General features: G+C 51.4%; 16 protein-coding genes and 4 pseudogenes. 12 read left to right on the plus strand and 8 right to left on the minus strand.

Annotated features, from left to right (window positions below; all coding sequences use genetic code 11):
* Positions 1-2: 2 nt before the first annotated feature.
* Positions 3-1,196 carry an efflux RND transporter periplasmic adaptor subunit gene (locus tag LCF41_RS05620; protein ID WP_225087238.1) on the minus strand — a complete coding sequence of 398 codons (1,194 nt, stop codon included), beginning with the start codon at positions 1,194-1,196 and terminating at the stop codon, positions 3-5.
* Between the two features lie 165 nt (positions 1,197-1,361).
* Between LCF41_RS05620 and acrR the strand changes: the two genes are divergently transcribed.
* Complete coding sequence (gene acrR / locus LCF41_RS05625) at positions 1,362-2,003, plus strand: multidrug efflux transporter transcriptional repressor AcrR (protein ID WP_225087239.1); 642 nt, start codon at positions 1,362-1,364, stop codon at positions 2,001-2,003.
* A 34-nt stretch (positions 2,004-2,037) separates the two neighbouring features.
* Here acrR and rsmS read toward each other — a convergent pair whose 3' ends face one another.
* Both rsmS and priC read right to left on the minus strand, forming a co-directional pair.
* On the minus strand, positions 2,038-2,217 hold the full coding sequence (rsmS, locus tag LCF41_RS05630) for a pleiotropic regulatory protein RsmS (protein WP_225087240.1): 180 nt from the start codon (positions 2,215-2,217) through the stop codon (positions 2,038-2,040).
* A gap of 38 nt (positions 2,218-2,255) precedes the next feature.
* Positions 2,256-2,792: a primosomal replication protein PriC gene (priC, locus tag LCF41_RS05635; RefSeq protein WP_225087241.1), complete on the minus strand. Its 537-nt coding sequence runs from the start codon at positions 2,790-2,792 to the stop codon at positions 2,256-2,258.
* A gap of 208 nt (positions 2,793-3,000) precedes the next feature.
* On the opposite strand from priC, the gene LCF41_RS05640 reads away from it, so the two are divergent.
* The 6 genes from LCF41_RS05640 (at position 3,001) to htpG (ending at position 9,356) form a co-directional block, all read left to right on the plus strand.
* Positions 3,001-3,396 carry a DUF454 family protein gene (locus LCF41_RS05640; protein ID WP_225087242.1) on the plus strand — a complete coding sequence of 132 codons (396 nt, stop codon included), beginning with the start codon at positions 3,001-3,003 and terminating at the stop codon, positions 3,394-3,396.
* Between the two features lie 216 nt (positions 3,397-3,612).
* The gene (gene apt / locus LCF41_RS05645; protein ID WP_225088107.1) at positions 3,613-4,167 is read left to right on the plus strand and encodes an adenine phosphoribosyltransferase; all 555 of its coding nucleotides are present in this window, start codon (positions 3,613-3,615) and stop codon (positions 4,165-4,167) included.
* A 74-nt stretch (positions 4,168-4,241) separates the two neighbouring features.
* Positions 4,242-6,317 carry a DNA polymerase III subunit gamma/tau gene (gene dnaX, locus LCF41_RS05650; RefSeq protein ID WP_225087243.1) on the plus strand — a complete coding sequence of 692 codons (2,076 nt, stop codon included), beginning with the start codon at positions 4,242-4,244 and terminating at the stop codon, positions 6,315-6,317.
* A gap of 40 nt (positions 6,318-6,357) precedes the next feature.
* On the plus strand, positions 6,358-6,687 hold the full coding sequence (locus LCF41_RS05655) for a YbaB/EbfC family nucleoid-associated protein (protein ID WP_132452506.1): 330 nt from the start codon (positions 6,358-6,360) through the stop codon (positions 6,685-6,687).
* On the plus strand, positions 6,687-7,292 hold the full coding sequence (gene recR / locus LCF41_RS05660) for a recombination mediator RecR (RefSeq protein WP_180742276.1): 606 nt from the start codon (positions 6,687-6,689) through the stop codon (positions 7,290-7,292). The genes LCF41_RS05655 and recR overlap by 1 nt, the downstream gene beginning before the upstream one ends.
* Positions 7,293-7,472: 180 nt before the next feature.
* The gene (gene htpG / locus LCF41_RS05665; RefSeq protein ID WP_180742515.1) at positions 7,473-9,356 is read left to right on the plus strand and encodes a molecular chaperone HtpG; all 1,884 of its coding nucleotides are present in this window, start codon (positions 7,473-7,475) and stop codon (positions 9,354-9,356) included.
* Between the two features lie 135 nt (positions 9,357-9,491).
* Here htpG and LCF41_RS05670 read toward each other — a convergent pair.
* The 4 pseudogenes from LCF41_RS05670 to LCF41_RS05685 all read right to left on the minus strand — a co-directional run.
* Positions 9,492-9,698, minus strand: a pseudogene (locus LCF41_RS05670) (ATP-binding cassette domain-containing protein); the annotation flags it as partial.
* A 31-nt stretch (positions 9,699-9,729) separates the two neighbouring features.
* Positions 9,730-9,975, minus strand: a pseudogene (locus LCF41_RS05675) (ABC transporter permease); the annotation flags it as partial.
* Positions 9,965-10,940, minus strand: a pseudogene (locus LCF41_RS05680) (ABC transporter permease). The pseudogenes LCF41_RS05680 and LCF41_RS05675, both read right to left, overlap by 11 nt.
* A pseudogene (locus LCF41_RS05685) lies at positions 10,940-12,519 on the minus strand (ABC transporter substrate-binding protein). Before LCF41_RS05685 ends, LCF41_RS05680 begins: the two co-directional pseudogenes overlap by 1 nt.
* Positions 12,520-13,026: 507 nt before the next feature.
* On the opposite strand from LCF41_RS05685, the gene adk reads away from it, so the two are divergent.
* On the plus strand, positions 13,027-13,671 hold the full coding sequence (gene adk, locus LCF41_RS05690; protein WP_225087244.1) for an adenylate kinase: 645 nt from the start codon (positions 13,027-13,029) through the stop codon (positions 13,669-13,671).
* Positions 13,672-14,018: 347 nt separating this feature from the next.
* Positions 14,019-14,981, plus strand: a complete 963-nt coding sequence (hemH, locus tag LCF41_RS05695; RefSeq protein WP_225087245.1) for a ferrochelatase — start codon at positions 14,019-14,021, stop codon at positions 14,979-14,981.
* A 245-nt stretch (positions 14,982-15,226) separates the two neighbouring features.
* Here the strand turns inward: hemH and ybaL are convergent, their stop codons facing one another.
* The gene (gene ybaL, locus LCF41_RS05700; RefSeq protein ID WP_225087246.1) at positions 15,227-16,912 is read right to left on the minus strand and encodes a YbaL family putative K(+) efflux transporter; all 1,686 of its coding nucleotides are present in this window, start codon (positions 16,910-16,912) and stop codon (positions 15,227-15,229) included.
* A gap of 668 nt (positions 16,913-17,580) precedes the next feature.
* Between ybaL and ushA the strand changes: the two genes are divergently transcribed.
* The 3 genes from ushA (at position 17,581) to LCF41_RS05715 (ending at position 23,923) form a co-directional block, all read left to right on the plus strand.
* Positions 17,581-19,230: a bifunctional UDP-sugar hydrolase/5'-nucleotidase UshA gene (gene ushA, locus LCF41_RS05705; protein ID WP_225087247.1), complete on the plus strand. Its 1,650-nt coding sequence runs from the start codon at positions 17,581-17,583 to the stop codon at positions 19,228-19,230.
* 234 nt (positions 19,231-19,464) lie between these two features.
* On the plus strand, positions 19,465-21,480 hold the full coding sequence (locus LCF41_RS05710) for a discoidin domain-containing protein (RefSeq protein ID WP_225087248.1): 2,016 nt from the start codon (positions 19,465-19,467) through the stop codon (positions 21,478-21,480).
* 289 nt (positions 21,481-21,769) lie between these two features.
* A complete protein-coding gene (locus LCF41_RS05715; RefSeq protein ID WP_225087249.1) occupies positions 21,770-23,923 on the plus strand; it encodes a carbon starvation CstA family protein in 2,154 nt (717 codons plus the stop codon).
* The last annotated feature ends 91 nt before the right edge of the window (positions 23,924-24,014 follow it).

Below are 24,014 nucleotides of genomic sequence, written 5' to 3' on the forward strand. Positions count from 1 at the left end.
TCTTAAGACTTCGCGGGTTCTGCTGGTGCTTGTTGCGCCTGCTGATTTTCTTGGGCGACTTCTTTAGCCTTCACCTGCGCACCAGGTATGATTTTCTGCAGACCCGTAACAATAACGCGATCGCCCGCTTTCAGGCCTTCGGTAACCAACCATTTGTCACCAATAGCTTTACTGGTTGTAAGCGTACGGGGTTCCACTTTATCGCCTTCCCCAACTACCATAGCGGTAGCCTGACCACGTGGATCGCGGGTGATGCCTTGCTGAGGGACTAATAAGGCTGTTGGGTTAACGCCGGAATCGAGACGGGCGCGTACAAACATACCGGGAAGCAGGTTGTGCTGTGGGTTAGGGAAAATAGCACGCAGCGTGATGGAGCCAGTGGTTTCATCTACCGTGACATCAGAGAATTCCAATGTACCTGCCTCGGTATATTCCGTACCGTTTTCCAACAGCAGGCGGACATTGGCTTTGCCTGCACTTTGTTTCAGCGTACCGTTTTCCAGTTCTCTTTTCAGTTGCAGGAAATCATTGCTGGACTGCGTGACGTCAACATAGATCGGATCAAGCTGCTGCACGGTCGTTAATGCCGTCGCTTGCCCGGTAGCCACTAATGCACCTTCTGTCACCGTGGATTTACCCACGCGCCCTTCGATAGGCGAATTGACTTTGGTGTAAGCCAGATTGATTTGTGCGGTGTCCACTGCTGCTTTGGCCGCTTGAACGGCAGCATCAGCCTGACGAGAAGTGGCGACGGCCTGGTCATAATCCTGCTTGCTGACGTAGTTGGTGCCCAGCAGTGGCTTATAACGGTTAACGGTCAGACGGGCAATTTCCGCCTGAGCCTGAGCCTGAGCGAGTGACCCTTTGGCGCTGTTGTAGTTTGCCTGATAGGTCGCAGGATCGATTTGGTACAGCGATGCGCCCGCTTTAACGTCCGACCCTTCAACGAAGTTGCGTTTGAGGATAATCCCACCAACCTGTGGACGAACCTCAGCAATGCGGTAAGCACTTGTACGGCCCGGCAGCTCGGTCATGACATTCAGTGCTTCCGTTTTTAACGTGACAATACCCACTTCAGGCATCTGCTGCTGTGCGCCGCCTTGCTGATTATTGCCGCCATCACATCCTGCGAGCATTAAGCCGCCAGAAAGCATCAGAACTGCCGCCAGAGGCGTTAGCCCTCTGTTTTTGTTCATAGATAAACCTCAAGTGTCCGATTTGAAATTGACCAATGGATCACAAGCCCAAAAACCCATTGCTGCTATAGTCTTATGTTCGTGCTATGTTACATACATACTTGAATGTATGTAAATCTCACTTTCCTTCAAATACAGCGATATGGCACGAAAAACCAAACTATCATGGCACGAAAAACTAAAAAACAGGCTCAGGAAACCCGACAACAGATACTGGATACTGCGTTAAGAGTGTTCTCTGAGCATGGTGTGTCTGCAACTTCATTGTCTGACATTGCGACTGCTGCCGGCGTGACCCGGGGTGCTATTTATTGGCATTTTAAAAATAAAGCTGAAATATTTGATGAGATCTGGGCGCTGGCAGAATCGAAAATCAGTGAGTTTGAAATAGAGTATCAGACAAAATTCCCTGATAATCCACTCCGTGTGATGCGTGAATTATTGATTTATATGCTGCGTTTAACCGTTAGCGATACGCACTGGCGTTCCATTATGGAGATTGCTTTTCACAAATGTGAGTTTGTCGGTGAAATGTTGCAATCGTATAATGCACGCAAGGAACTCTACCTTTCCTGCTACGTCGATATTGAAGAAAATCTGATTCAGTGCATTCGTATGAGCATGTTGCCGACGGACATTCATCCCCGCCGTGCAGCGATTGCGCTGCGTGCCTACTTTTCCGGTGTGATGGAAAACTGGTTATTTATGCCGGAAAGTTTCGATCTCGATCAGGAAGCCCCTGCGCTGGTGGATGCCTTTATCGATATGCTGCATTTTAGCCCGGCGCTACGCAAACCCGCTGAATAAGCCGTCGCTGGACGGCGCTAACGCCTTTTATCATTCAATGTCCCTTTGATCGCGGGGCTGCGTCGCTTTCTTCTTGTGAGCGCTTTTTCTCAAAATCGTTACGGACAATATCCAGAGCAGCCAGAGCGATACGGGGCTCGATCTGGTTTTCTTCCAGCAACATGATCAAATCGACCGCCAGTTTGATTTCGGGTGGGGCGTTTTCAAGTGACATGAACCAGTTCCTCTTTTTTCCTCGGTCAAGGCGCTGTGCTATAGCCCTTGCTCCCGACGTTCGATCTGGCGCTCCAGTCGAGACAGTGCCTGACGGCAGCGCGATAGTCGTCCTTCCAGCGCCGCCAGCTCTTTTTGTAACCGCTGTTGCTCGCTGAAAAGCGTCTGCGTGACGAGCAGGCTTTCTCTATCCTGAATCATGGCGAGCAAACGGCGTTCATAATCCTGATGTTCTGCCAGCTTGTGATACACATCTTCCGCCGGCGGGGTCGCATACTGCTCCTGCCTGCGTAATGACTGCGTTGCCAGTTCACGCTGGAGTGCGGCTATCTGGCTGACCAGCTTTTCTGCCAGAAATGCCACACGTTCGGTGCGTTGCTCTGCGACCAACTGTTTTATTGCCTGCAAATTTTGTTCAACTTCGGCGCGATAATCCCGTAGTCGGGTGCCATAGCTGCTAAAAAGTTGGCGATCAAAGCGCGATTGCGGCACGGCCTTATCCGCCAGCGGTTCGAGTTCTTTCGCCAGCGTAGTAATTTGTTGTTCAAGCGCCTGCAGCAATCGGTGCGTGTTCACGGTTTCCCTTACGGTAAGGCTGATGATTCAGTGCATCGGTGCGTGGTGTATTGATAATTGTTAGCCAACATCGCCTTAATACACCGTATGAGGATATCTTAACTAATTCATCAGACAAGGTGGTGATAAAGTGTGATAGACACTGTCGCAGACAAAGCATACTGCGTAGACAAAACATATTGGTAGTGAACAACGTATAAAGGTGAATATGTATCGCGCGTTGCTGATTATATTAGGGTGGGTTTCCGTTGTGCTGGCAACGTTGGGTGTTGTGTTGCCTTTATTGCCGACCACACCTTTCTTGTTACTGGCTGCCTGGTGTTTTGCCCGTTCGTCCCCGCGTTTCCACGACTGGCTACTGTACCGTTCGTGGTTTGGCAGCTATTTGCGCCATTGGCAGCAGCATCGGGCACTGCCGCCGGGAGCAAAATGGAAGGCGGTTACCATGATTCTGTTAACGTTCGCGCTTTCGCTTTGGCTGGTCAAGCTGGTTTGGGTCAGGATTTTGCTATTGGTCATTTTGGCTATTTTGTTGACCTTTATGCTTCGTTTGCCCGTGATTGATCCAGAACAAGAAACACAGGGCGCGAATCCGAAAAGATAGCGTGGGCGGCGACCTCTGTGATGGAAATATAAAAAATACGCACCCAGAGTGCGGATAGTTGCATTTGTCCGTCACTTTGACTAGATTTGAGCGTTTTCGTGCGCGGGTCGCCATTTCCTCTTTGTCATAATGCCTCTTCATCACGCCATACGATGATGAAAGCCTTGTGGTGACCGGCATTTGTATGTTCAGAACGTTTTATCAGGCACAACTATGATGACCGTAACAGTGCAGCAGCAGGCAGAATTAATTAAAAACAGTATCAAAAGCATCCCCGATTATCCGAAGCCGGGCATACTGTTCCGTGATGTCACCAGCCTGCTGGAAGATCCTGTGGCCTACGCAGCCAGTATTGAGATGTTGGCGAACCGTTACCGCAATAGCGGTGTGACGAAGGTTGTCGGCACGGAAGCGCGTGGTTTTCTGTTTGGCGCCCCGGTTGCTTTGGCGCTGGGTGTGGGTTTTGTTCCCGTGCGTAAACCGGGCAAGCTGCCACGTCCGACCATCAGCGAAAGTTATGAACTGGAGTACGGTTCAGATACGCTGGAAATTCATGCCGATGCGATCTCTGCTGGCGATAATGTGCTGGTGATTGACGATCTGCTGGCAACGGGCGGTACGCTCGAAGCGACGGTGAAACTGATTCGTCGTCTGGGCGGCACGGTCAACGATGCGGCATTTATCATTAATTTGTTCGATCTGGGGGGCGAGCAACGCCTGACCGAGATGGGCGTCACCTGCTATAGCCTGGTTGACTTCCCCGGACATTAATCATAACAGTCTCGCCGATAGCGGCGTGGCTGTGTTAGCATGATCGCCTCAATAACTCGACTGTTGCGGTATTGATGAGCTATCAGGTTCTTGCCCGTAAGTGGCGTCCCCAAACCTTTGCCCACGTTGTCGGTCAGGAACATGTCCTGACCGCGCTGGCTAACGGCCTTTCCCTAGGCAGAATCCATCACGCTTATTTGTTTTCTGGCACCCGTGGCGTCGGGAAGACGTCGATTGCCCGTTTGCTGGCAAAAGGGCTGAATTGCGAACAGGGCGTGACGGCAACGCCGTGTGGTCAGTGTGATAACTGCCGCGAAATCGAGCAGGGGCGTTTTGTCGATTTGATCGAAATTGATGCTGCGTCTCGTACTAAAGTAGAAGATACGCGCGATCTGCTGGATAACGTGCAATATGCCCCCGCACGTGGGCGGTTCAAGGTGTACTTGATTGACGAAGTACACATGCTATCGCGTCACAGTTTTAATGCGCTGTTGAAAACGCTGGAAGAACCCCCTCCGCACGTTAAGTTCTTGCTGGCGACCACCGATCCGCAGAAATTGCCTGTGACCATTCTGTCACGCTGCCTACAATTTCACCTCAAAGCGCTGGATGTCGAACAGATTCGCGCACATCTGGAACAGGTATTACAGGCAGAGAATCTCATCAGCGAACCTCGTGCGTTACAGCTTCTGGCGCGTGCCGCCGATGGGAGCTTGCGCGATGCGTTGAGCCTGACCGATCAGGCTATTGCTATGGGGCAGGGGCAGGTCACGACCGCTTCCGTCAGCCAAATGCTGGGCACGCTGGACGATGAGCAACCGCTGGCACTTATTGAGGCGTTGGCGAAAGGCGATGGTGCACAGGTCATGTCGCTGTTAGATCAGGTCGCGGCTCGGGGTGTGGACTGGGAATCGCTGCTGGTAGAAACCCAGACGCTATTACACCGCATTGCGATGGTTCAACTGCTGCCTGCGGCATTGGGTGATGATTACGCTGCCGTTGAAGCCCGCATGCGGGATTTGGCGCGTGCGCTGCCGCCTGCGGACGTGCAGTTGTATTACCAGACGATGTTAATTGGCCGCAAAGAGCTGCCTTTTGCGCCAGATCGTCGCATGGGCGTTGAAATGACGTTACTGAGAGCGCTGGCGTTTCACCCTAGTCAGATTATCGCCGAACCTGTCGCGCCAGTGAGTGCTGCGCCTGCTCAGGCTGCGCGAGCTCCTGTGACTCAACCCGCCGTGCCGCCGCAGCCTGTTACCGCCGCATCGGCGAGGGTTCGTACGCCAGCGCCGCAGAACAATGAACCTCTGGCTGACGTACAGGCACCCACTTATTCTCCCGAACCACCGATGGATGCATCCGCGTATGCGCCACCGTTAGGGGAACCTTCTGCTTCATCGGCTTCTCAGCAGCCGGATGATGAGAGTGAACTGCCTGATGCGACTTCCCAACTGTTACAGGCGCGCAGTCAACTGCTGCGAAAACAGGGGAGTACGCTACCAAAAAAGGCTGAACCGGCAGCGTCTGACAACACGCGGCCGGCAACCTCAGCGCTGGAGCGGTTAGCTTCGGTGACTGAGCGCAGCATTCAACGGCAAAACGCGAAAACCTCGCCTTCCGAACCTAAAAAACCGGAAGCCTATCGTTGGCGGGCGCAAAACAAAGTCGATGAAGAAAAGGTCGATGTGGCGACGCCAAAAGCGCTGCGTTCGGCGTTAGAACACGAAAAAACGCCGGAGCTGGCAGCTCGGCTGGCGGAAGAGTCACTGGAGCGGGATGCCTGGGCGGCGGAAATCCATCGCCTGACGCTGCCAAAGCTGGTACAACAGCTGGCGCTCAATGCGTTTAAAGAGAGTGAAGAGGCCGGTAAGGTTCATCTGCACTTGCGTTCATCCCAGCGGCACCTGAATTCGCCGGCGGCCCAAAAGACGCTGGCCGACGCATTGACGGCCCACTACGGGCACCCTGTAGAATTACTGATTACGGAAGACGACAACCCAGCGGTGCGGACGCCGCTGGAGTGGCGTCAGGCTATATACGAAGAGAAACTGACGCAGGCGCGTCAGTCTATTCTGGCCGATACAACGATTCAAACGCTGCGGCGTTTCTTTGATGCGGAACTGGATGAAGAAAGTATCCGCCCTGTTTAACCGCTGCGAGTGCGCAGCCCGACGTGATAGAGAGAAAACTATGTTTGGTAAAGGTGGAATTGGTAACCTGATGAAGCAAGCCCAGCAGATGCAGGAAAAAATGCAGCAGATGCAGGAAGAAATTGCGAATCTGGAAGTCACGGGCGAATCGGGCGCGGGTCTGGTGAAAATTACGATCAACGGTGCGCATAACTGCCGCCGCGTAGAAATCGATCCCAGCCTGATGGAAGATGACAAAGAAATGCTGGAAGATCTGATTGCTGCGGCATTCAATGATGCTGCCCGCCGCATCGCGGAAACGCAGAAAGAGAAAATGGCGTCTGTTTCCAGCGGTATGCAACTGCCGCCGGGCTTCAAGATGCCGTTCTGATGCAGACCAGTCCGCTTCTTGAATCATTGATGGAAGCGCTGCGCTGCCTGCCGGGCGTTGGACCCAAATCGGCACAGCGCATGGCGTTTCAACTGCTGCAACGTAACCGCAGCGGCGGTATGCGCCTGGCGCAGGCGTTGACGCGGGCGATGTCCGAAATCGGCCACTGTAGCGATTGTCGGACATTCACCGAGCAGGATGTGTGTGCGATTTGCTCGAATTCGCGTCGCCAGCAAAACGGCCAGATTTGCGTGGTGGAAAGCCCGGCTGATATTCAGGCTATCGAACAGACAGGGCAGTTTGCCGGCCGTTACTTTGTACTGATGGGACACTTGTCGCCGCTTGATGGCATTGGCCCGGACGATATCGGTTTGGGGCGGTTGGAAGAGCGCTTGCAGGTGGAGTCGATCAGCGAAGTGATTCTGGCAACCAACCCGACGGTTGAAGGCGACGCGACGGCGAACTATATCGCTGAACTGTGCGCACAACACGGTGTGATGGCCAGCCGTATTGCTCACGGTGTTCCCGTTGGCGGCGAGCTGGAAATGGTCGACGGCACCACGCTGTCCCATTCACTCGCGGGGCGCCAGCCTTTCCGGTTTTAATCTGTCGGCTGCCAGCGCCATTATCTGGCAGCCGCAGTTTTGCTTTTCATTCTTATCGCACCGTTTTCTTTTTTCACTGAAATTTACCCCTTGAAATCAACCTGGTTTATCCCCATTTGCTACTTATCGTCAGTTTAATCAGCCTGAATAATATTAGGATTGAGGTAAGCAACAATGAGTATGAAAGGCCAAGAAACTCGCGGGTTCCAGTCCGAAGTTAAGCAACTCCTGCATTTGATGATCCATTCGCTTTATTCCAACAAAGAAATTTTTCTGCGTGAATTGATTTCCAATGCCTCCGATGCGGCAGACAAATTACGTTTCCGTGCGCTGTCTGCACCGGAACTGTATGCGGGCGATGGCGACCTGCGCGTGCGGGTGTCTACGGATAAAGAAAAACGTACGCTGACGATTTCTGACAACGGTATCGGCATGAGCCGTGACGAAGTCATTGATAATCTCGGTACGATTGCGAAATCCGGCACCAAGGCTTTTCTTGAATCGATGGGTTCCGATCAGGTTAAAGATAGTCAACTGATTGGCCAGTTCGGTGTGGGCTTCTACTCTGCCTTCATCGTGGCAGATAAGGTGACCGTGCGTACGCGTGCTGCGGGCGCGAATGCCGATCAGGGCGTGTACTGGGAATCTGCCGGGGAAGGCGATTACACCATTGCTGACATCACCAAAGACGACCGTGGAACGGAAATCACTCTGCATCTGCGTGAAGGCGAAGACGAATTTCTGGATGACTGGCGTGTGCGTTCCGTCATCAGCAAATATTCTGACCATATCGCGCTGCCGGTAGAAATTGAATCCCGGACGGAAAGCGAAGAAGAAGGCGGTGAGTCCACCGTTAGCTGGGAAAAAATTAACAAGGCGCAGGCTCTGTGGACGCGCAGTAAATCTGAAGTCAGCGATGATGAATACAACGAATTTTATAAGCACATCTCCCATGATTTTACCGATCCGCTGAGCTGGAGCCACAACCGTGTGGAAGGTAAGCAGGAATACACTAGCCTGCTTTACATCCCTGCCCGTGCACCGTGGGATATGTGGAACCGCGATCATAAACACGGCCTGAAATTGTATGTTCAGCGCGTCTTTATTATGGATGACGCCGAACAGTTCATGCCGAACTACCTGCGTTTTGTTCGCGGCCTGATTGATTCTAACGATCTGCCATTGAACGTTTCCCGTGAGATTTTACAAGACAGTCGCGTGACGCAAAACCTGCGTAATGCGCTGACCAAACGCGTGTTGCAAATGCTGGATAAACTGGCGAAAGACGACGCGGAAAAATACCAGACGTTCTGGCAGCAGTTCGGTCTGGTACTGAAGGAAGGCCCGGCAGAAGACGGCAGCAACCGTGAAGCGATTGCGAAATTGCTGCGTTTTGCGACCACGCAATCTGACAGCTCCGCGCAGACGGTGTCGCTGGAAGATTACGTTAGTCGGATGGTGGAAGGTCAGGACAAGATCTACTACATCACGGCAGACAGCTATGCGGCGGCGAAGAGCAGCCCACATCTGGAGCTGTTCCGTAAGAAAGGTATCGAGGTTCTGCTGTTGTCCGATCGTATTGACGAATGGATGATGAGCTACCTGACTGAGTTCGACGGTAAATCCTTCCAGTCAGTCAGCAAGGCCGATGAGGCGCTGGATAAACTGGCTGACGAAGAAAACGAGGAACAGAAAGAAGCGCAAAAAGCGCTGGAGCCGTTTGTTGAGCGTGTAAAAACCCTGCTGGGCGAGCGCGTTAAAGACGTGCGTTTCACTTACCGTTTGACCGATACGCCAGCGATTGTCGTGACGGATGCGGATGAGATGAGTACCCAGATGGCGAAACTGTTCGCCGCAGCCGGCCAGCAAGCTCCAGAAGTGAAGTACATTTTTGAACTGAATCCGGATCACGCGTTAATTAAACGCGCGGCCGACGTTTCTGATGAAGCGGAGTTTGGCGAATGGGTCGAACTGCTGCTGGATCAGGCTCTGCTGGCTGAGCGTGGTACGCTGGACGATCCGAACCTGTTCATTCGTCGTATGAATCAGTTGCTAAGTGCTTGATAGTGATACCCTTCAGACCCCGGTGTTAACCGGGGTCTTTCCGTTCTACGCATTTTCTTCCTGATGTCTTCCCTTTTCCGTCGCTGAACGCTAGCAACTCTGCCTGCCGTCTTTACGCTCGTTCTTGGTTTAACATCATTTCTGAGTCATTGGCAGTTCTTTGGCGCAAACTTGTTTTAGCAACGCATATTGGTGGCTAATGACCAGCATTCCCAGTGGGCGGCTTGGGCATATTTCGAGAAGATGCGCCCAGATATTACGTTGGATCGAAGGATCGAGTTGCGCCGTTATTTCATCTGCAATTAAAAAACGGGTACGCGGATTGAGGGCACGAAGCAGAGCATTCGCTCAACTCTCCCGATTTATACAAAACGCTGCATAATGCTGCACCAATACCAATTTGCAAGCTGGTCAACGCTCCCTGAAAGCAGCGTGTCCACAAATCGCGCCCCAGATTATCCGTCCCGAACCAATACAGCGAGTCAGGTGGCAGATGTCGGGCCAGAAGATTAACCGCTAAAGGCGTATCCAGACTCGTGAAGCCATAAATCGCAATGAATAATAAGCCTAACGAAGAGATCAAGAGGCGAATGAAAGCGGGGGCTGGGTTATAGAGCATGTGGACGCTCCAATGCACGATTTAACACTTTCACCAGCCAGGCTGACAGCGAGTTGCCAATAAACACCAATAAGGTGCTAAACAAGACTATTCGCATGAGTAAGGGCAGATCACCACGCAAGCCCGCATCTATGGTTGCCTGACCTAGGCCTGGATAGGCAAATACTTTTTCTGCCAGAAAAGCGCCGCCCAACAACCCTCCAAGCGAGGCAAACTGAAGACAGAGCGCGGGTGTAATTGCATGCCGAAGGATCTGATGGCGCAACAGTGACCATCCTTTATCGCCTTGAGAACGTGCAAAACGAATAAACTCGCTGTCCATAATAGTGGCAATTTTTTCACGCGTGTGGAGAGTGATTTGCCCTAATCCCAGTAAACTTAGTGCGCACACGGGAAGAGCCAGATGGCGCAACCGTTCTGAAAAGGTTGCTATATCAGCATTATTACCGGGTTCCCATGCACAACAAACGGGGGCAATCGGCCATTGCACGGCGAATAATGACAGCAGCAACATGCCAATCCAGAAGGTAGGGGGGAGGAAAGCAGATAGCTAAGCCGACAAATCATCTTGTCTGGCCAGCGATTGAGATAGCGCCCAGCTAAAAAGCCGAGAGCAATACCCAGCACTCCCGATATGAGCCAGGCCCCAGCAAGAAGAGCAAATGATGTTGCGAACCGCTCGTGAATAACACTGGCGACAGGGGCATTAAAGAGCATTGAATAGCCAAGATCGCCTTGTATGAGTTGTAAAAACCAACGACAAAAACGTTCCCAAAGTGGCTGGTCGAGTCCCCAGCGTGCAGCAATGCGCGCATATTGTTCGGGGGGGGGACATGCAGCAGGTCATTACCAATATAGGCGCGTATAGGATCAATAGGCGAAAAACTGAGCAGAATGAAGGTGCTGGCAGCAACCAGCACCAACAGTATCATCAGCCTGAACATATGACTGAAAACACATTTCATTAATGGCAGGTCCAGTCATCCAGATTATTCAGAAGTGACCAACTGCCGTGAATCTCAGCGGCCCCTTTACCTAGGTCAATACACGGGTTAGCAAGGTAGGTGTGTTGAATATTAATTAACCACGCCCAGGCGGCGTCACCCTGAACGCCCGCTCCCTGTTTTCCATCCCATTCAACTTGTCGCCAGAATGGCAGTGCTTTTTGCCAGTCAGGCGCATCAATGGCCTGTTTAAGATGTTGTTCAACAACCGGATTACTGTAATAACCCGGATTATAGTATTCCAAACCGGCAGTCTGAGCACTGTAATGATGGAAGAGTTACATTGGGTCCAGACTTCCCCAACCGAACAACGTAGGGTTGGCGTGCATATGCCGCTCTACGGTTTCCCAACTGCCCGATTGCAGAGAGATAGCGATACCTACGGGGTGCAGCATCGCCCGAACGGCTTCTGCCAGATCTTTTCTGGTGCTGTCACCACTTGCATACCATAAGGTCAAGCGCGCCTCTTTGCCCTCTTTGGTACGAATCCCATCTTTACCGACTTGCCAGCCCGCATCATCAAGGATTTTGCGTGATTTTTCTACATCGCCATCTTTGAAAACGACGTCAGGACTCTGCCAGGAGAGTCCCTGAACAGCACTGTATGCTGGTATAGCATGACCTTCCATGACCAGTTCTGCCAATTGTTTACGATTGATGGCGTAGTTAATGGCTCGCCTGATCGCCACATCTGCCGTTACATCGTTCCCAACAGGGAAGCCATTGGCATCGTTTTTACCTGCGTGAACCATTGGGAAAACAATGCCTCTATTCTCAACACTGTCGCGAACCCAGAGTTTAAGATTATCTTGTTGGGGTACGACTGCCATTGACGGAGCAATACGTACCAGCCCCAACTGACCACTTCTTGCGGCGGAGTAAGCATTATCTTCATCAAGGAATACAAAGATGAGCCGGCTAAAATCATTCTTTTTACCGGCATACCAAGGGTTAGCTTCAACAATTAACTGTTGTCCTGGCTGAAAACTGACAAGACGGTAAGGCCTGCGCCAATAGGCTTGTGGGCGAACGTTTTCTCATCATAAAGTTTCTCGGGAACAATACCTAAAGAGCCAAGCACATTAATGAATGTGCTTTGGGGATGACTCAACGTGATTTCAATTTGACGTACACCAACCTGACGTGCGTGGCTAAAGTTGCCCATGTCGATTTTTCCGCCGCTTTTTGCCGCTTTGTTATAAGTAAAAACAACATCTTTGGCAGTCAACGGCGAACCATCAGAGAACTTGAGATCGGGTTTTAATGTCAGTGTCCAGATTCTACCCTCTGCGCTAGTTTCAACTTTTTCGGTGAGCAGGTTTCCCCAACTCATATCGACATTTTGTTTTAACAACGGCGCATGCAGAAGAAGATAACTACCATGGCTCCAGCCAAGCATTGGGTCAAAACCTTCGGAAGGTTCTGGCCCGATTGCCATTTTTAATGTCTGGCCTTTAGCAATGTGTTGTTCTGCGAAAAGTGGGGTGGCTAAAGTGAAGGATAAGGCACACATAAGCAGTGCCAGTTTGCCTATATTCATGAATCGTGTCCCAGACTCTGCTTTACTTGTATTACTCCTCACGAAGCCATACGCAGGAGTTCCTAGAGTAGGGATTATGGTGGGCAAATCTGAGGGAGAATATGATACAGGACAGAAAAGTATGATGATTAAAAAAAACATCTGACGGTCAGTGAGCAGCGTGGCAATGGCCTGCTGGACTCACATTATGTCGCGGTCAGCCAAATCCAGGCTGAGCTGCTACAATGAATGCGTTATGCAGATTGCACTGCCCTGCATTTTCACTTTTTGGTGCCGTGGTTGTCATGATATTTGTCGTTACAGCAGTAAGGAATGCCGACAGTTGGGTGCAATGGACATGACGGCTTTGCAGTAATCGGGCTATTTCTGCTTTACGTTGACACTTTTTTCGTCTGCCTGCGCGTTGCTGAAGCGTGCCCGTTCCTTGAGCATAAGCGTCTGGAATGGTATGGTTTAGCGTTTTTCAAATTTATTTTATAAATATTACATAGCAAGGGGATTTACGCGATGCGTATTATTCTGCTGGGCGCTCCGGGCGCAGGCAAAGGTACTCAGGCTCAATTCATCATGGAAAAATACGGTATTCCGCAGATTTCCACGGGTGACATGCTGCGTGCAGCGGTAAAAGCCGGTACTGAATTGGGCAAGCAGGCTAAAGAAATCATGGACGCGGGTAAACTGGTCACTGATGAACTGGTCATTGCTCTGGTTAAAGAGCGCATCGCCCAGGACGATTGCCGTAACGGTTTTCTGCTGGATGGCTTCCCACGCACCATTCCGCAAGCTGATGCCATGAAAGAAGCAGGCATCAATGTCGATTACGTTATCGAATTTGCCGTTCCTGACGAACTGATTATCGATCGTATCGTTGGTCGTCGCGTCCATGCGGCGTCCGGTCGTGTCTATCATGTAAAATTCAATCCGCCTAAAGTTGAAGGCAAAGATGATGTGACAGGCGAAGAACTGACGATTCGTAAAGACGACCACGAAGATACCGTGCGTAAGCGTCTGGTTGAATATCATCAGCAGACGGCACCACTGGTTTCTTACTATCAGAAAGAAGCGGATGCGGGCAACACGCGCTATTTCAAAGTAGAAGGCACGCGTAAAGTGGAAGAAGTTCGCGCAGAACTGGAAACCATTCTGGGCTAATTTTTCGCTGCGAGTCCCACCTTGTCACAGAAATGCCAGACGACGGTCTGGCATTTTTTCGTTCTGAAATCCTCGTTTGCTTATTTTCCTCTATTGATAGCATCGGCGTTATCCCTGCTATCTACCCGTATTTGTTTAGCTTTTTTTCGCTACAATATACCCGTCATACTTCAAGCTGAATGTTCGTTGGCTTCCCTTGCTCACCCCAGTCACTTACTTGTGTAAGCTCCTGGGGATTCGTGCGGTTGCCGCCTGCATGCAACTCGAATTATTTAGGGTATAGACACTTGATATTACGCACTGGCGGGCTGAAAGAAGGCCTGCTTCTCCATAAAAGGAAGACGGCGATGAAACAAGAGAAATACGGCGTGCTAATGGTTAACTTAGGAACGCCCGATGCCCCGACGCCGCAGGCGGTGAAGCGTTATCTGGCTGAGTTTCTGAGTGACCGCCGTGTGGTGGATACGCCACGTTTGCTATGGTGGCCGTTGCTACGTGGTATCATCCTGCCAATACGCTCGCCGCGAGTGGCGAAGCTCTATCAGTCGGTCTGGATGGAAGGGGGATCGCCGCTGTTGGTGATTAGCCGTCGACAGCAGCAGGCACTGGCTGCACGAATGCCGGAAACGCCTGTTGAGCTGGGGATGAGCTATGGTTCGCCTAGCCTGCGTTCGGCGCTGGATAAATTACTGGCGCAGGGCGTGACGCAACTGGTGGTCTTGCCGATGTATCCGCAATATTCCTGCTCAACAACCGCAGCGGTGTGGGATGGGCTAGCGACACAGCTGCGTGATAATCGCCAACTGCCTGCGATTCGCTTTATCCGTGATTACGCCGAGCATCCTGCTTATATTGCAGCGCTAAAGCACCGTGTCGAGCAGTCTTTTGCTGAACACGGTGAACCAGACAGGTTAGTGATCTCTTATCACGGTATCCCCGTGCGGTATGCCAATGAAGGGGATGACTATCCGCAGCGCTGTCGGGCGACTACGGAGGCGCTGATTGCTGCGCTGGGGCTGCCGAAAGAGAAAGTGATGATGACCTTCCAGTCACGCTTTGGCCGTGAACCCTGGCTGACGCCGTACACGGATGAAACCATGCAGGGGCTTCCCGCGCAGGGCGTTAAACATATTCAGATTATGTGCCCTGGTTTTGCGGCTGACTGTCTGGAAACGTTGGAAGAGATTCAGGAACAGAACCGCGAAATTTTCCTGCATGCAGGTGGCGAGGCTTTCCACTATATCCCAGCGCTCAATGATGACCCGCTGCATATTGATCTGCTGGAACAGTTAGTGAGTAAAGCAGAGTAGGGATGAGGTTGCCTTTGTCTGGTGGCGTTTGAAGGCGTCAGTGTTTGAAGGCATGGCGCATAACGTAAAAAATGGCGGGCTTATTTGCCTAATACTGTTCACTTAAGCGTGGATTTAGGGGGAAACACGGTGATGAGGTTCCCGCAGGGATACCTCGCACCGTGGTAGCCCCCGGTATCTCGACTCTTAAACGATCGGCATTAGGGCTTATTTGCCCGCCATTTTCGTATTCAGCATGTCGCCGTTTAAATAGGACACGCCTGAGGTGCCGGAGGGAGTTCATCCAGTTTCAGCAGTGTGATCATGCTGTTGGCGATTTCCCGCTCGCCCATGACCACCTCGTTGGCTCCGTGCTCGGTAATGTAGCTGACTTCATCGTCATAGTGCGCGCGGGCGATAATCTCCAGATCGGCGCGCTTCTCACGGGCTGCCGCGACGATTTCCCCGGCTTCATAGCCGTTCGGAATCGTCAACAGTAACCAGCGGGCACAGTCCAGACGCGCAATGTCCATGATTTCAGGTTTGGTCGCGTTACCCAACACCGCTTTAATCCCCTGTTCACGCAAGGCATCAACGCGGGTACGGGAATTCTCAATGACCACGATGGGAATCCCTGCCTGATGCAGTTTGGCACCAATCAGGCTCCCTACGCGACCATAGCCGACCAGCAGCGCATGGTTGCACATATCGACAGGAATCTGTTTCTCTTCCTCAATCGCTTCTTCCACGATCTGCTCTTCGATGGTTTCATGCTTCGCCAGATAGCGTTCAAGCAGCGTAAACAGCAGTGGGTTTATCATGATCGAGAGAATAGCGCCGGCCAGCACCAGATTCCGCCCCTCTTCGGACAGCAGCCCCAACACAATGCCGAGCCCGGCCAAAATAAAGGCAAACTCACCGATCTGCGCCAGACTGGCGGAAATCGTTAATGCCGTCCGTTTTGAGTGGCCAAAGAGCCGAACCAGCACGAAAGCGGCGGCTGACTTACCGAACACGATAATAGCCAGCGTGATCAGCACAGAAATGGGGTCGTTCAGCAGGATCATTGGATCAAACAGCATACCGACAGAAACGAAGAACAGGACGGCGAAAGCATCGCGCAGTGGCAGCGTATCGTGCGCCGCACGCTGGCTGAGTTCTGATTCGTTCAATACCACGCCGGCGAAGAATGCACCCAGTGCAAAGGAGACATCAAACAGTTTCACTGCGCCGAAGGCGATGCCGAGTGCCATTGCTAACACCGCTAGCGTGAAAAGCTCGCGTGAGCCGGTACTGGCACTTTTTGCCAACACCCACGGCACCAGACGGCGACCAACGACAATCATCAGGGTAATAAACGCGATAACTTTACCGATGGTCCAGGCCAAATCGGCTAGCAGTTTGCTGGTGTCAGCATGTTCAGCGCCGATCATGTCGCCGAAGGCTGGCAGCAGAACCAGCGTCAGTACCATCGCCAGATCTTCCACAATCAACCAGCCGATGGCGATTTGACCGCGCTGGCTATCAATCAGCTGTCGCTCTTCAAGCGCGCGTAGCAGCACCACGGTACTGGCGGTGGACAGACAGAGGCCGAAAACCAGGCCGCTCGCCAGGCTCCAACCCAGTATGGAGGATAATCCCATTCCAAGCAGCGTCGCCACGGCAATCTGGGCTATTGCGCCGGGAATGGCGATGGACTTTACCGCCATGAGGTCTTTCAGCGAGAAGTGCAGGCCGACGCCAAACATCAGCAGGATGACGCCAAGTTCAGCCAGCTCGGAGGCCAGTGACGTATCGGCGACAAAGCCAGGGGTAAAAGGACCGACAAGTACGCCTGCGGCAAGGTAACCAACAAGGGGAGAGATTCGCAGGCGGTTTGCCAGAATGCCAAGGAGGAAGGCAAGAACCAGCCCTCCAGCGATAGTAGAAATTAGCGGTGTTGCAGCATGCATCCCAACTCCTTGTGCCATAGGTGAAACGTAATTGAGCGGATTTACCCTTCTTGCCTTGAAGCTACAGCGTGGTTAGCGGCGCTTACGTACCCTTATCACTCTTATAGATGTACCGAAAAGCGTATTGGATCCGTTCGTTTGCTGTCTGGCTGCAACGCCAATTATTCTGGGTATACACAAATTCTATTGCATATAGCGAAATGTTGCTTGGGTAAAAGTGGTATTTTATGAAAAATATCAGTTTCTCAAGCTAAAGGTAGTGTAACACAGATTTCAGGATGGTTTCTCGCGATAAGCATTGATAAACATGCGTAATTATTCTGATAGCGTGATGTTCTTGACGCTAATGCCTTACTGCTTTTCTGTGTATTCAGCGGAATAATTTTATCCACTGGTGTAAAACGTCGGAAAACAGAGGATTAACGGTATGATGCCGGGTTATTCTGGTGAAGCATCCATATTAGCAAGAGTTCGTGACGGCACGACGACAGCGTTGGGTCAGCGAGCGATCATTATAGCGACTATACCTCAGCTGATTTTGTCGGCTATCGCACATTGCTGACGGACGGTGCCGATGTGCTTCGCGCATTGTTCATCTTGCTGTGGTAATTTGTGTGCTGAATTTCTCAGTGGTTCCACTGCGTCTTTAAAATAAACGGAGATTTATCATGCGCTTTTCAATAAAAGCTCTGGGATGTGCGATGGCGGTATCGCTGGCGCTAACGCCTGTTATGTCAATGGCTTGGGAGAAAGATAAAACATACGCCATCACCATTTTGCATACGAATGACCACCACGGCCACTTCTGGCATAACGACCACGGCGAATATGGGCTGGCGGCGCAAAAAACGCTGGTCGATCAGATTCGACAGGAAGTGGCGAGTAAAGGTGGCAGCGTATTGCTGCTTTCCGGCGGTGATATTAATACTGGCGTGCCTGAGTCCGATTTGCAGGATGCGGAGCCAGATTTTCGTGGTATGAACATGGTTGGCTATGATGCGATGGCGCTTGGCAACCACGAATTTGATAATCCGCTGTCTGTCCTGCGTCAGCAGGAGAAATGGGCAAAATTCCCACTGTTATCGGCCAATATCTATCAGAAAAGCACCAATCAGCGCTTATTTAAGCCTTATGCGCTGTTCGACAAGCAAGGTGTGAAAATCGCGGTTATCGGCCTGACAACGGACGATACGGCCAAATTAGGCAATCCTGAGTATTTTACCGATATCGAATTCCGTAATCCTTCGACGGAAGCGAAGCAGGTTGTTGAACAATTGCGTAAGAGCGAAAAGCCAGATGTGATTATTGCTGCGACGCACATGGGGCACTATGACGACGGTAATCATGGTTCCAACGCGCCGGGCGATGTAGAAATGGCACGTAGCCTGCCAGCGGGATATTTGGACATGATCGTCGGGGGGCATTCGCAGGATCCTGTCTGTATGGCGCAGGAAAATAAAAAGCAGGTGGATTATGTGCCAGGCACACCTTGTTCACCCGATCGTCAAAACGGTACCTGGATTGTGCAGGCGCATGAATGGGGGAAATATGTTGGTCGGGCTGATTTTACCTTCCGCAATGGTGAATTGAAGCTTGAGCATTACCAACTGATACCCATCAACCTGAAGAAAAAGGTAGAAAAGGACGGCAAAACCGAACGTGTTTTCTATACGCATGAAATCACGCAGGATCCTGAGGTCATGAAAGTGCTGACGCCGTTCCAGGAAAAAGGGCAGGCGCAGTTGGGCATCAAGATCGGCAGTGTGAAAGGCAAACTCGAAGGCGATCGTAATCAGGTGCGTTTCCGTCAGACCAATCTGGCGCACGTGCTGCTGTCGGCACAGCTTGAGCGCGCAGGTGCGGATTTTGCCGTCATGAGCGGCGGTGGCGTGCGTGACTCGATTGAATCCGGTGAGATCACTTATAAAGATGTCCTTAAGGTTCAGCCGTTTGCCAACACGCTGGTTTATGTGGATATGAAAGGCAGCGATGTTGAGAAATATCTGGCCGTCGCAGCCAATAAAAAGGTGGATTCCGGTGCCTATGCGCAATTCCTCAACGTCAGTTTGACGGCGGACGGGCAGGGCGTACAGAACGTGAAAATCAAAGGTGAGCCGTTGCAGGCAGATAAAGTTTACCGCATGGCAACGCTGAACTTTAATGCGATGGGCGGCGATGGCTACCCGCGTCTTGATAATCTGCCGGGCTATGTGAACACCGGTTTTGTCGACGCTGAAGTGCTGAAACAATATATCGAGAAGCACTCTCCGCTGGACGCGGAAGCCTACGCGCCGAAAGGTGAGATTGTTTATAAGTAACAAATAGTGATGGCGGTTTTTGTCTCTTTGCTGATGACTGAAACCGCCATTTTTTCTGTTTGAGCCCTTAAAGGCTGTGCTGCATATAAGCTGCGCATTACAAAAATGAATTGAATCTAATTTGCTGGTTTTATTGATTAAATAATCTTATGTTTAGTAAAGTGCTTTAAAATAACAGACCTGCCAAATACGCGATACTCCTGATGCACCCTCACTAACGGAGTAGTCGGTACTATGAAAAACGTAAATATTGAAATCAACGTCTGTGGCAGCACAGGAAAAGCAACATGTGCTGTTAATCCCCCAATTCAGATCAATCCTCACACCTGCTGCCATGTGGATACGGATGAGCAGTGCGAGTCGCAACCTGGAGTGTCCGGGGTTTCCTCTGTATTTGGGCGTACCGGTGTCGTAACCGCTCAAGATGGTGACTATACGGCCGATCAGATTACCGAAACTGCCACCAGAACCTTTGTCACGCCGGATGAAAAGGCTGTCTGGAATGCAAAGCAGGATGCATTACTCTCTGGAACCACTATTCGCACGCTCTTTGGTCAATCGCTGCTGGGTAGTGGTGATATTTCACCTACGCCGGCACAAATGGGCGTTGCGGCCATTGGACATACCCATACCACAGCGGAAATCACCGACTACGCAGCAAAAACGAAGCAGCTCATCCGTTCCTCGCTGGAAGCCGGGACGGGTGTGACGTTGAGTTATAACCCGGTGAATGAGAAAACGGTAATCAGTGCTACGGGCGGTGGTTCGGGCAGTGGTGGCTCTGGCTATATCGTTGCCGATCGTCAGGGCGCAACGGCAGGGCAAAATCACGCATTCAACATTAACCCACAAAGCACGTTTAATCTCGCGGCGTACGCGCTGAAAGAAGTCGCTGGCGCAACGAATCAGACTTATGTTGTTGATGACTTTAATGCGTCGAGTGAGCCTAATTATAACGCGACCAATGCGGTTATTTTTGATGGAAAATTACAGCCATACATGGGTGGAATTGTAACGCTCAGCGAATCCGGTGGAGAATATTTTTCAGATATAAAATCCGGAGCTAAATCGTTATCAATCTCTGATATGGAAATAACATCCATTATCCCTGATATGGAATCAAACGAATCCTCGAGTGGATATACTATCTCTTCATCATCGATATACACTCCTGCATATTCAGGGTGGATGGCATTTTCGTCGACCAATCCTGGCTTTTGGAATTCAGCAGTTGGACCAACAACTGAAGCACCTCAGTGGTTGCGTGTCGATTTACCAAAACCAGAAGCTATTGGCGGCTATTCAATCCAGAATCGATTATCATCTGTTATCAGTAGCCCACGCTCATGGCGATTTGAGGGAAGCCATGATGGAGTTGCATGGGAAGTCCTTCATTCTGTTAATAATGATACGAACAGCAATGCTGGGATTATCAGAGAGTACAGAATATCCTCATCAGTAGCGTATGCGTCATACCGAATTATTATTACTGAATCAAACCCAAATACTAACTATGTTGTTATACAAAACATTAAGCTATTCCCTCATGCCCGTATGCTGATTAATGGCAGTGATAATGCATGGTATACCGTTAATAATGGATTGCTGGAGAACATCGGGACAGCTGACTTTAGTCGCGGATTTTCATCATCTGGGACCATTAATGGATCTGATATTTCGGCTATTTCTCCGTTCTCAGTACACGCAGAGAATCAGCGTAATATTAAATTAACGTATCTCCCTAATTCACAAATTGTTATCAGTAAATCTCTATTATCTGCCTCTGCGGGTTCATGGTCAAAAATCAATGCCGCAACGTTAACGGCAACGCAGACAGGCAACGGTAAAGTGCGTGTCGCCGTGACGCGGGATTTAGTGAACTGGCATGTCTTGCGGAACGGAGCGTGGGTTGATGTGGGGGCGTTATCAGCCGATACGGCGGGCGCAACGAAACTGATCGCCGACGGTATGATGCCTGCTGAGCTTGGCGCTATTACGGCGGCCCAGTGGACGCAGCTGTTTGCATCTAACAACGGTGTGCCGGACTCGCTTGCCTTTGCGTTCGCACTTGATATTACCGATCCGGCGGCAGATGTCGCGACCATTGACCGCTTGGTGCTGAACGTTAACGATGCGTCGAGTTGGAAAGTGCAGTCTCCCGCAGAAGTGGAAATCCGCTGGCGCACCGACAGCGTGACATTCCGCACCGTAACGGCAGGCAATTACAAACTGGCGTATCAGGTACCGTAATCGTTCACGATACTCAACATTTTACTGGCCGCGACGTTCGCGGCCTTTTCTTTTATAGCGCCCCATTTATCCCCTGCCACTTACCGCGTCATTCTAACCGCTTAACTTGCTATTCTGCCGCCTACCCAAATACCCGCCCCACGCGCGTACGCGATGGCGTAATGTGCCGCCACGATGTCCCTTTATCTGAAACACGCGATGACACGTTATCGCGCAACGTCTTACCAGGGTTTCTTTTTCCACAGCTAACAAAATCAAACGATCGTAATTTTTAATTGAAGGATGTCTTATGAAGAGCAGTTCCATTCTTAAACACATCCCCTGGATGATTCTTGGAATCATCGGGGCTGCCTGCCTCGGCGTAGTCGCACTACGTCGCGGTGAGCATGTCAGTGCATTATGGATTATTGTTGCTTCTGTCGCCGTTTACCTCGTGGCCTATCGATACTACAGCCTGTATATCGCACAGAAAGTCATGAAGTTGGACCCGACCAGAGCAACCCCTGCCGTTGTCAATAACGACGGTCTTAACTATGTGCCGACGAACCGTAACGTCCTGTTCGGGCACCACTTTGCCGCTATCGCTGGTGCAGGCCCGCTGGTTGGGCCGGTACTGGCCGCCCAGGTCGGTTACTTGCCCGGCACCTTGTGGCTGCTGGCCGGCGTCGTGCTGGCGGGGGCAGTACAGGACTTCATGGTGCTGTTTATTTCAACCCGTCGTAATGGCGCGTCGCTAGGCGAAATCGTTAAGAAAGAGCTGGGCCCTGTACCGGGTACGATTGCGCTATTCGGCTGCTTCCTGATCATGATCATTATTCTTGCCGTACTGGCGCTGATTGTGGTGAAAGCACTGGCAGAAAGCCCGTGGGGCGTCTTTACCGTGTGTTCTACGGTGCCGATCGCGCTGTTTATGGGCATTTACATGCGCTTTATCCGTCCGGGTAAAGTCGGTGAAGTCTCGGTGATGGGTATCGTGCTGCTGGTCTTGGCGATCTGGTTCGGTGGCGTGGTTGCACATGACCCGTACTGGGGCCCGGCGCTGACCTTCAAAGATACGACGATTACCTATACGCTGATTGGCTATGCTTTCGTGTCTGCACTGCTGCCGGTATGGTTGATTCTGGCTCCGCGTGACTATCTGGCAACCTTCCTGAAAATCGGTGTCATCGTCGGTCTGGCGATTGGTATCGTGATCCTGAACCCAGATCTGAAAATGCCAGCAGTAACACAGTTTGTGGATGGCACCGGCCCGGTCTGGAAAGGTACGCTGTTCCCGTTCCTGTTTATTACTATCGCCTGTGGTGCCGTATCTGGCTTCCATGCGCTGATTGCGTCTGGTACGACACCGAAACTGCTGGCTAATGAAACCGATGCGCGTTTCATCGGCTATGGCGCGATGCTGATGGAATCGTTCGTGGCGGTGATGGCGCTGGTTGCGGCATCTATTATCGAACCTGGCCTGTACTTCGCGATGAACACCCCGCCAGCGGCGCTGGGCATTACGATGCCGGATCTGCACCGACTGGGCACGGCGGATGCGCCGATGATTCTGGCACAGTTGCAGGATGTCTCCGCTCATGCCGCGGCGACAGTCAGCTCCTGGGGCTTCGTGATTTCTCCTGAACAGATTCTGCAAACGGCGAAAGATATCGGTGAACCTTCTGTTCTGAACCGTGCTGGTGGCGCACCAACGCTGGCTGTGGGGATCGCACACGTGTTCCACCAGATCATTCCTGGTGCCGACATGGGCTTCTGGTATCACTTCGGTATTCTGTTTGAAGCGCTGTTCATTCTGACTGCGCTGGATGCGGGCACACGTGCTGGCCGCTTCATGTTGCAGGATCTGTTGGGTAACTTCGTTCCGTTCCTGAAGAAAACCGACTCTCTGATTGCCGGTATGATCGGTACGGCGGGCTGCGTTGGTCTGTGGGGTTACCTGCTGTATCAAGGCGTGGTCGATCCGCTGGGCGGCGTGAAGAGCCTGTGGCCGTTGTTCGGTATCTCTAACCAGATGCTGGCTGCCGTCGCGCTGATTCTGGGTACGGTGATTCTGATTAAGATGAAACGGACACAGTACATCTGGGTCACGCTGCTTCCGGCGATTTGGCTACTGATCTGTACGACCTGGGCTCTTGGTCTGAAATTGTTCAGTGACAACCCGCAGTTGGAAGGTTTCTTCTATATGGCGAACATGTTCAAAGGCAAAATTGCGCAAGGCGGTGCTGACCTGAGCGCGCAGCAGATTGCGAACATGAACCATATCGTGACCAACAACTATACCAACGCCGGTCTGAGCATTCTGTTCCTGATCGTGGTGTACAGCATTATTGCGTATGGTATCAAAGAGGCTCTGGCCGCACGTAAAGTAGCTGAACGTACCGATCAGGAAACGCCGTATGTGCCGGTTCCTGAAGGCGGCGTGAAAGTCTCTTCCGGCCACTAAGTCACTCGCCCCGTCAGATTTTGCGAGACAGCTAGCAAGGCTGAATGTGAAAGATGACGGGTACAGATACCCTGTATAATGTATAACGTTA

It is taken from the genome of Pectobacterium colocasium, from assembly GCF_020181655.1.
Classification (GTDB): Bacteria; Pseudomonadota; Gammaproteobacteria; order Enterobacterales; family Enterobacteriaceae; genus Pectobacterium; species Pectobacterium colocasium.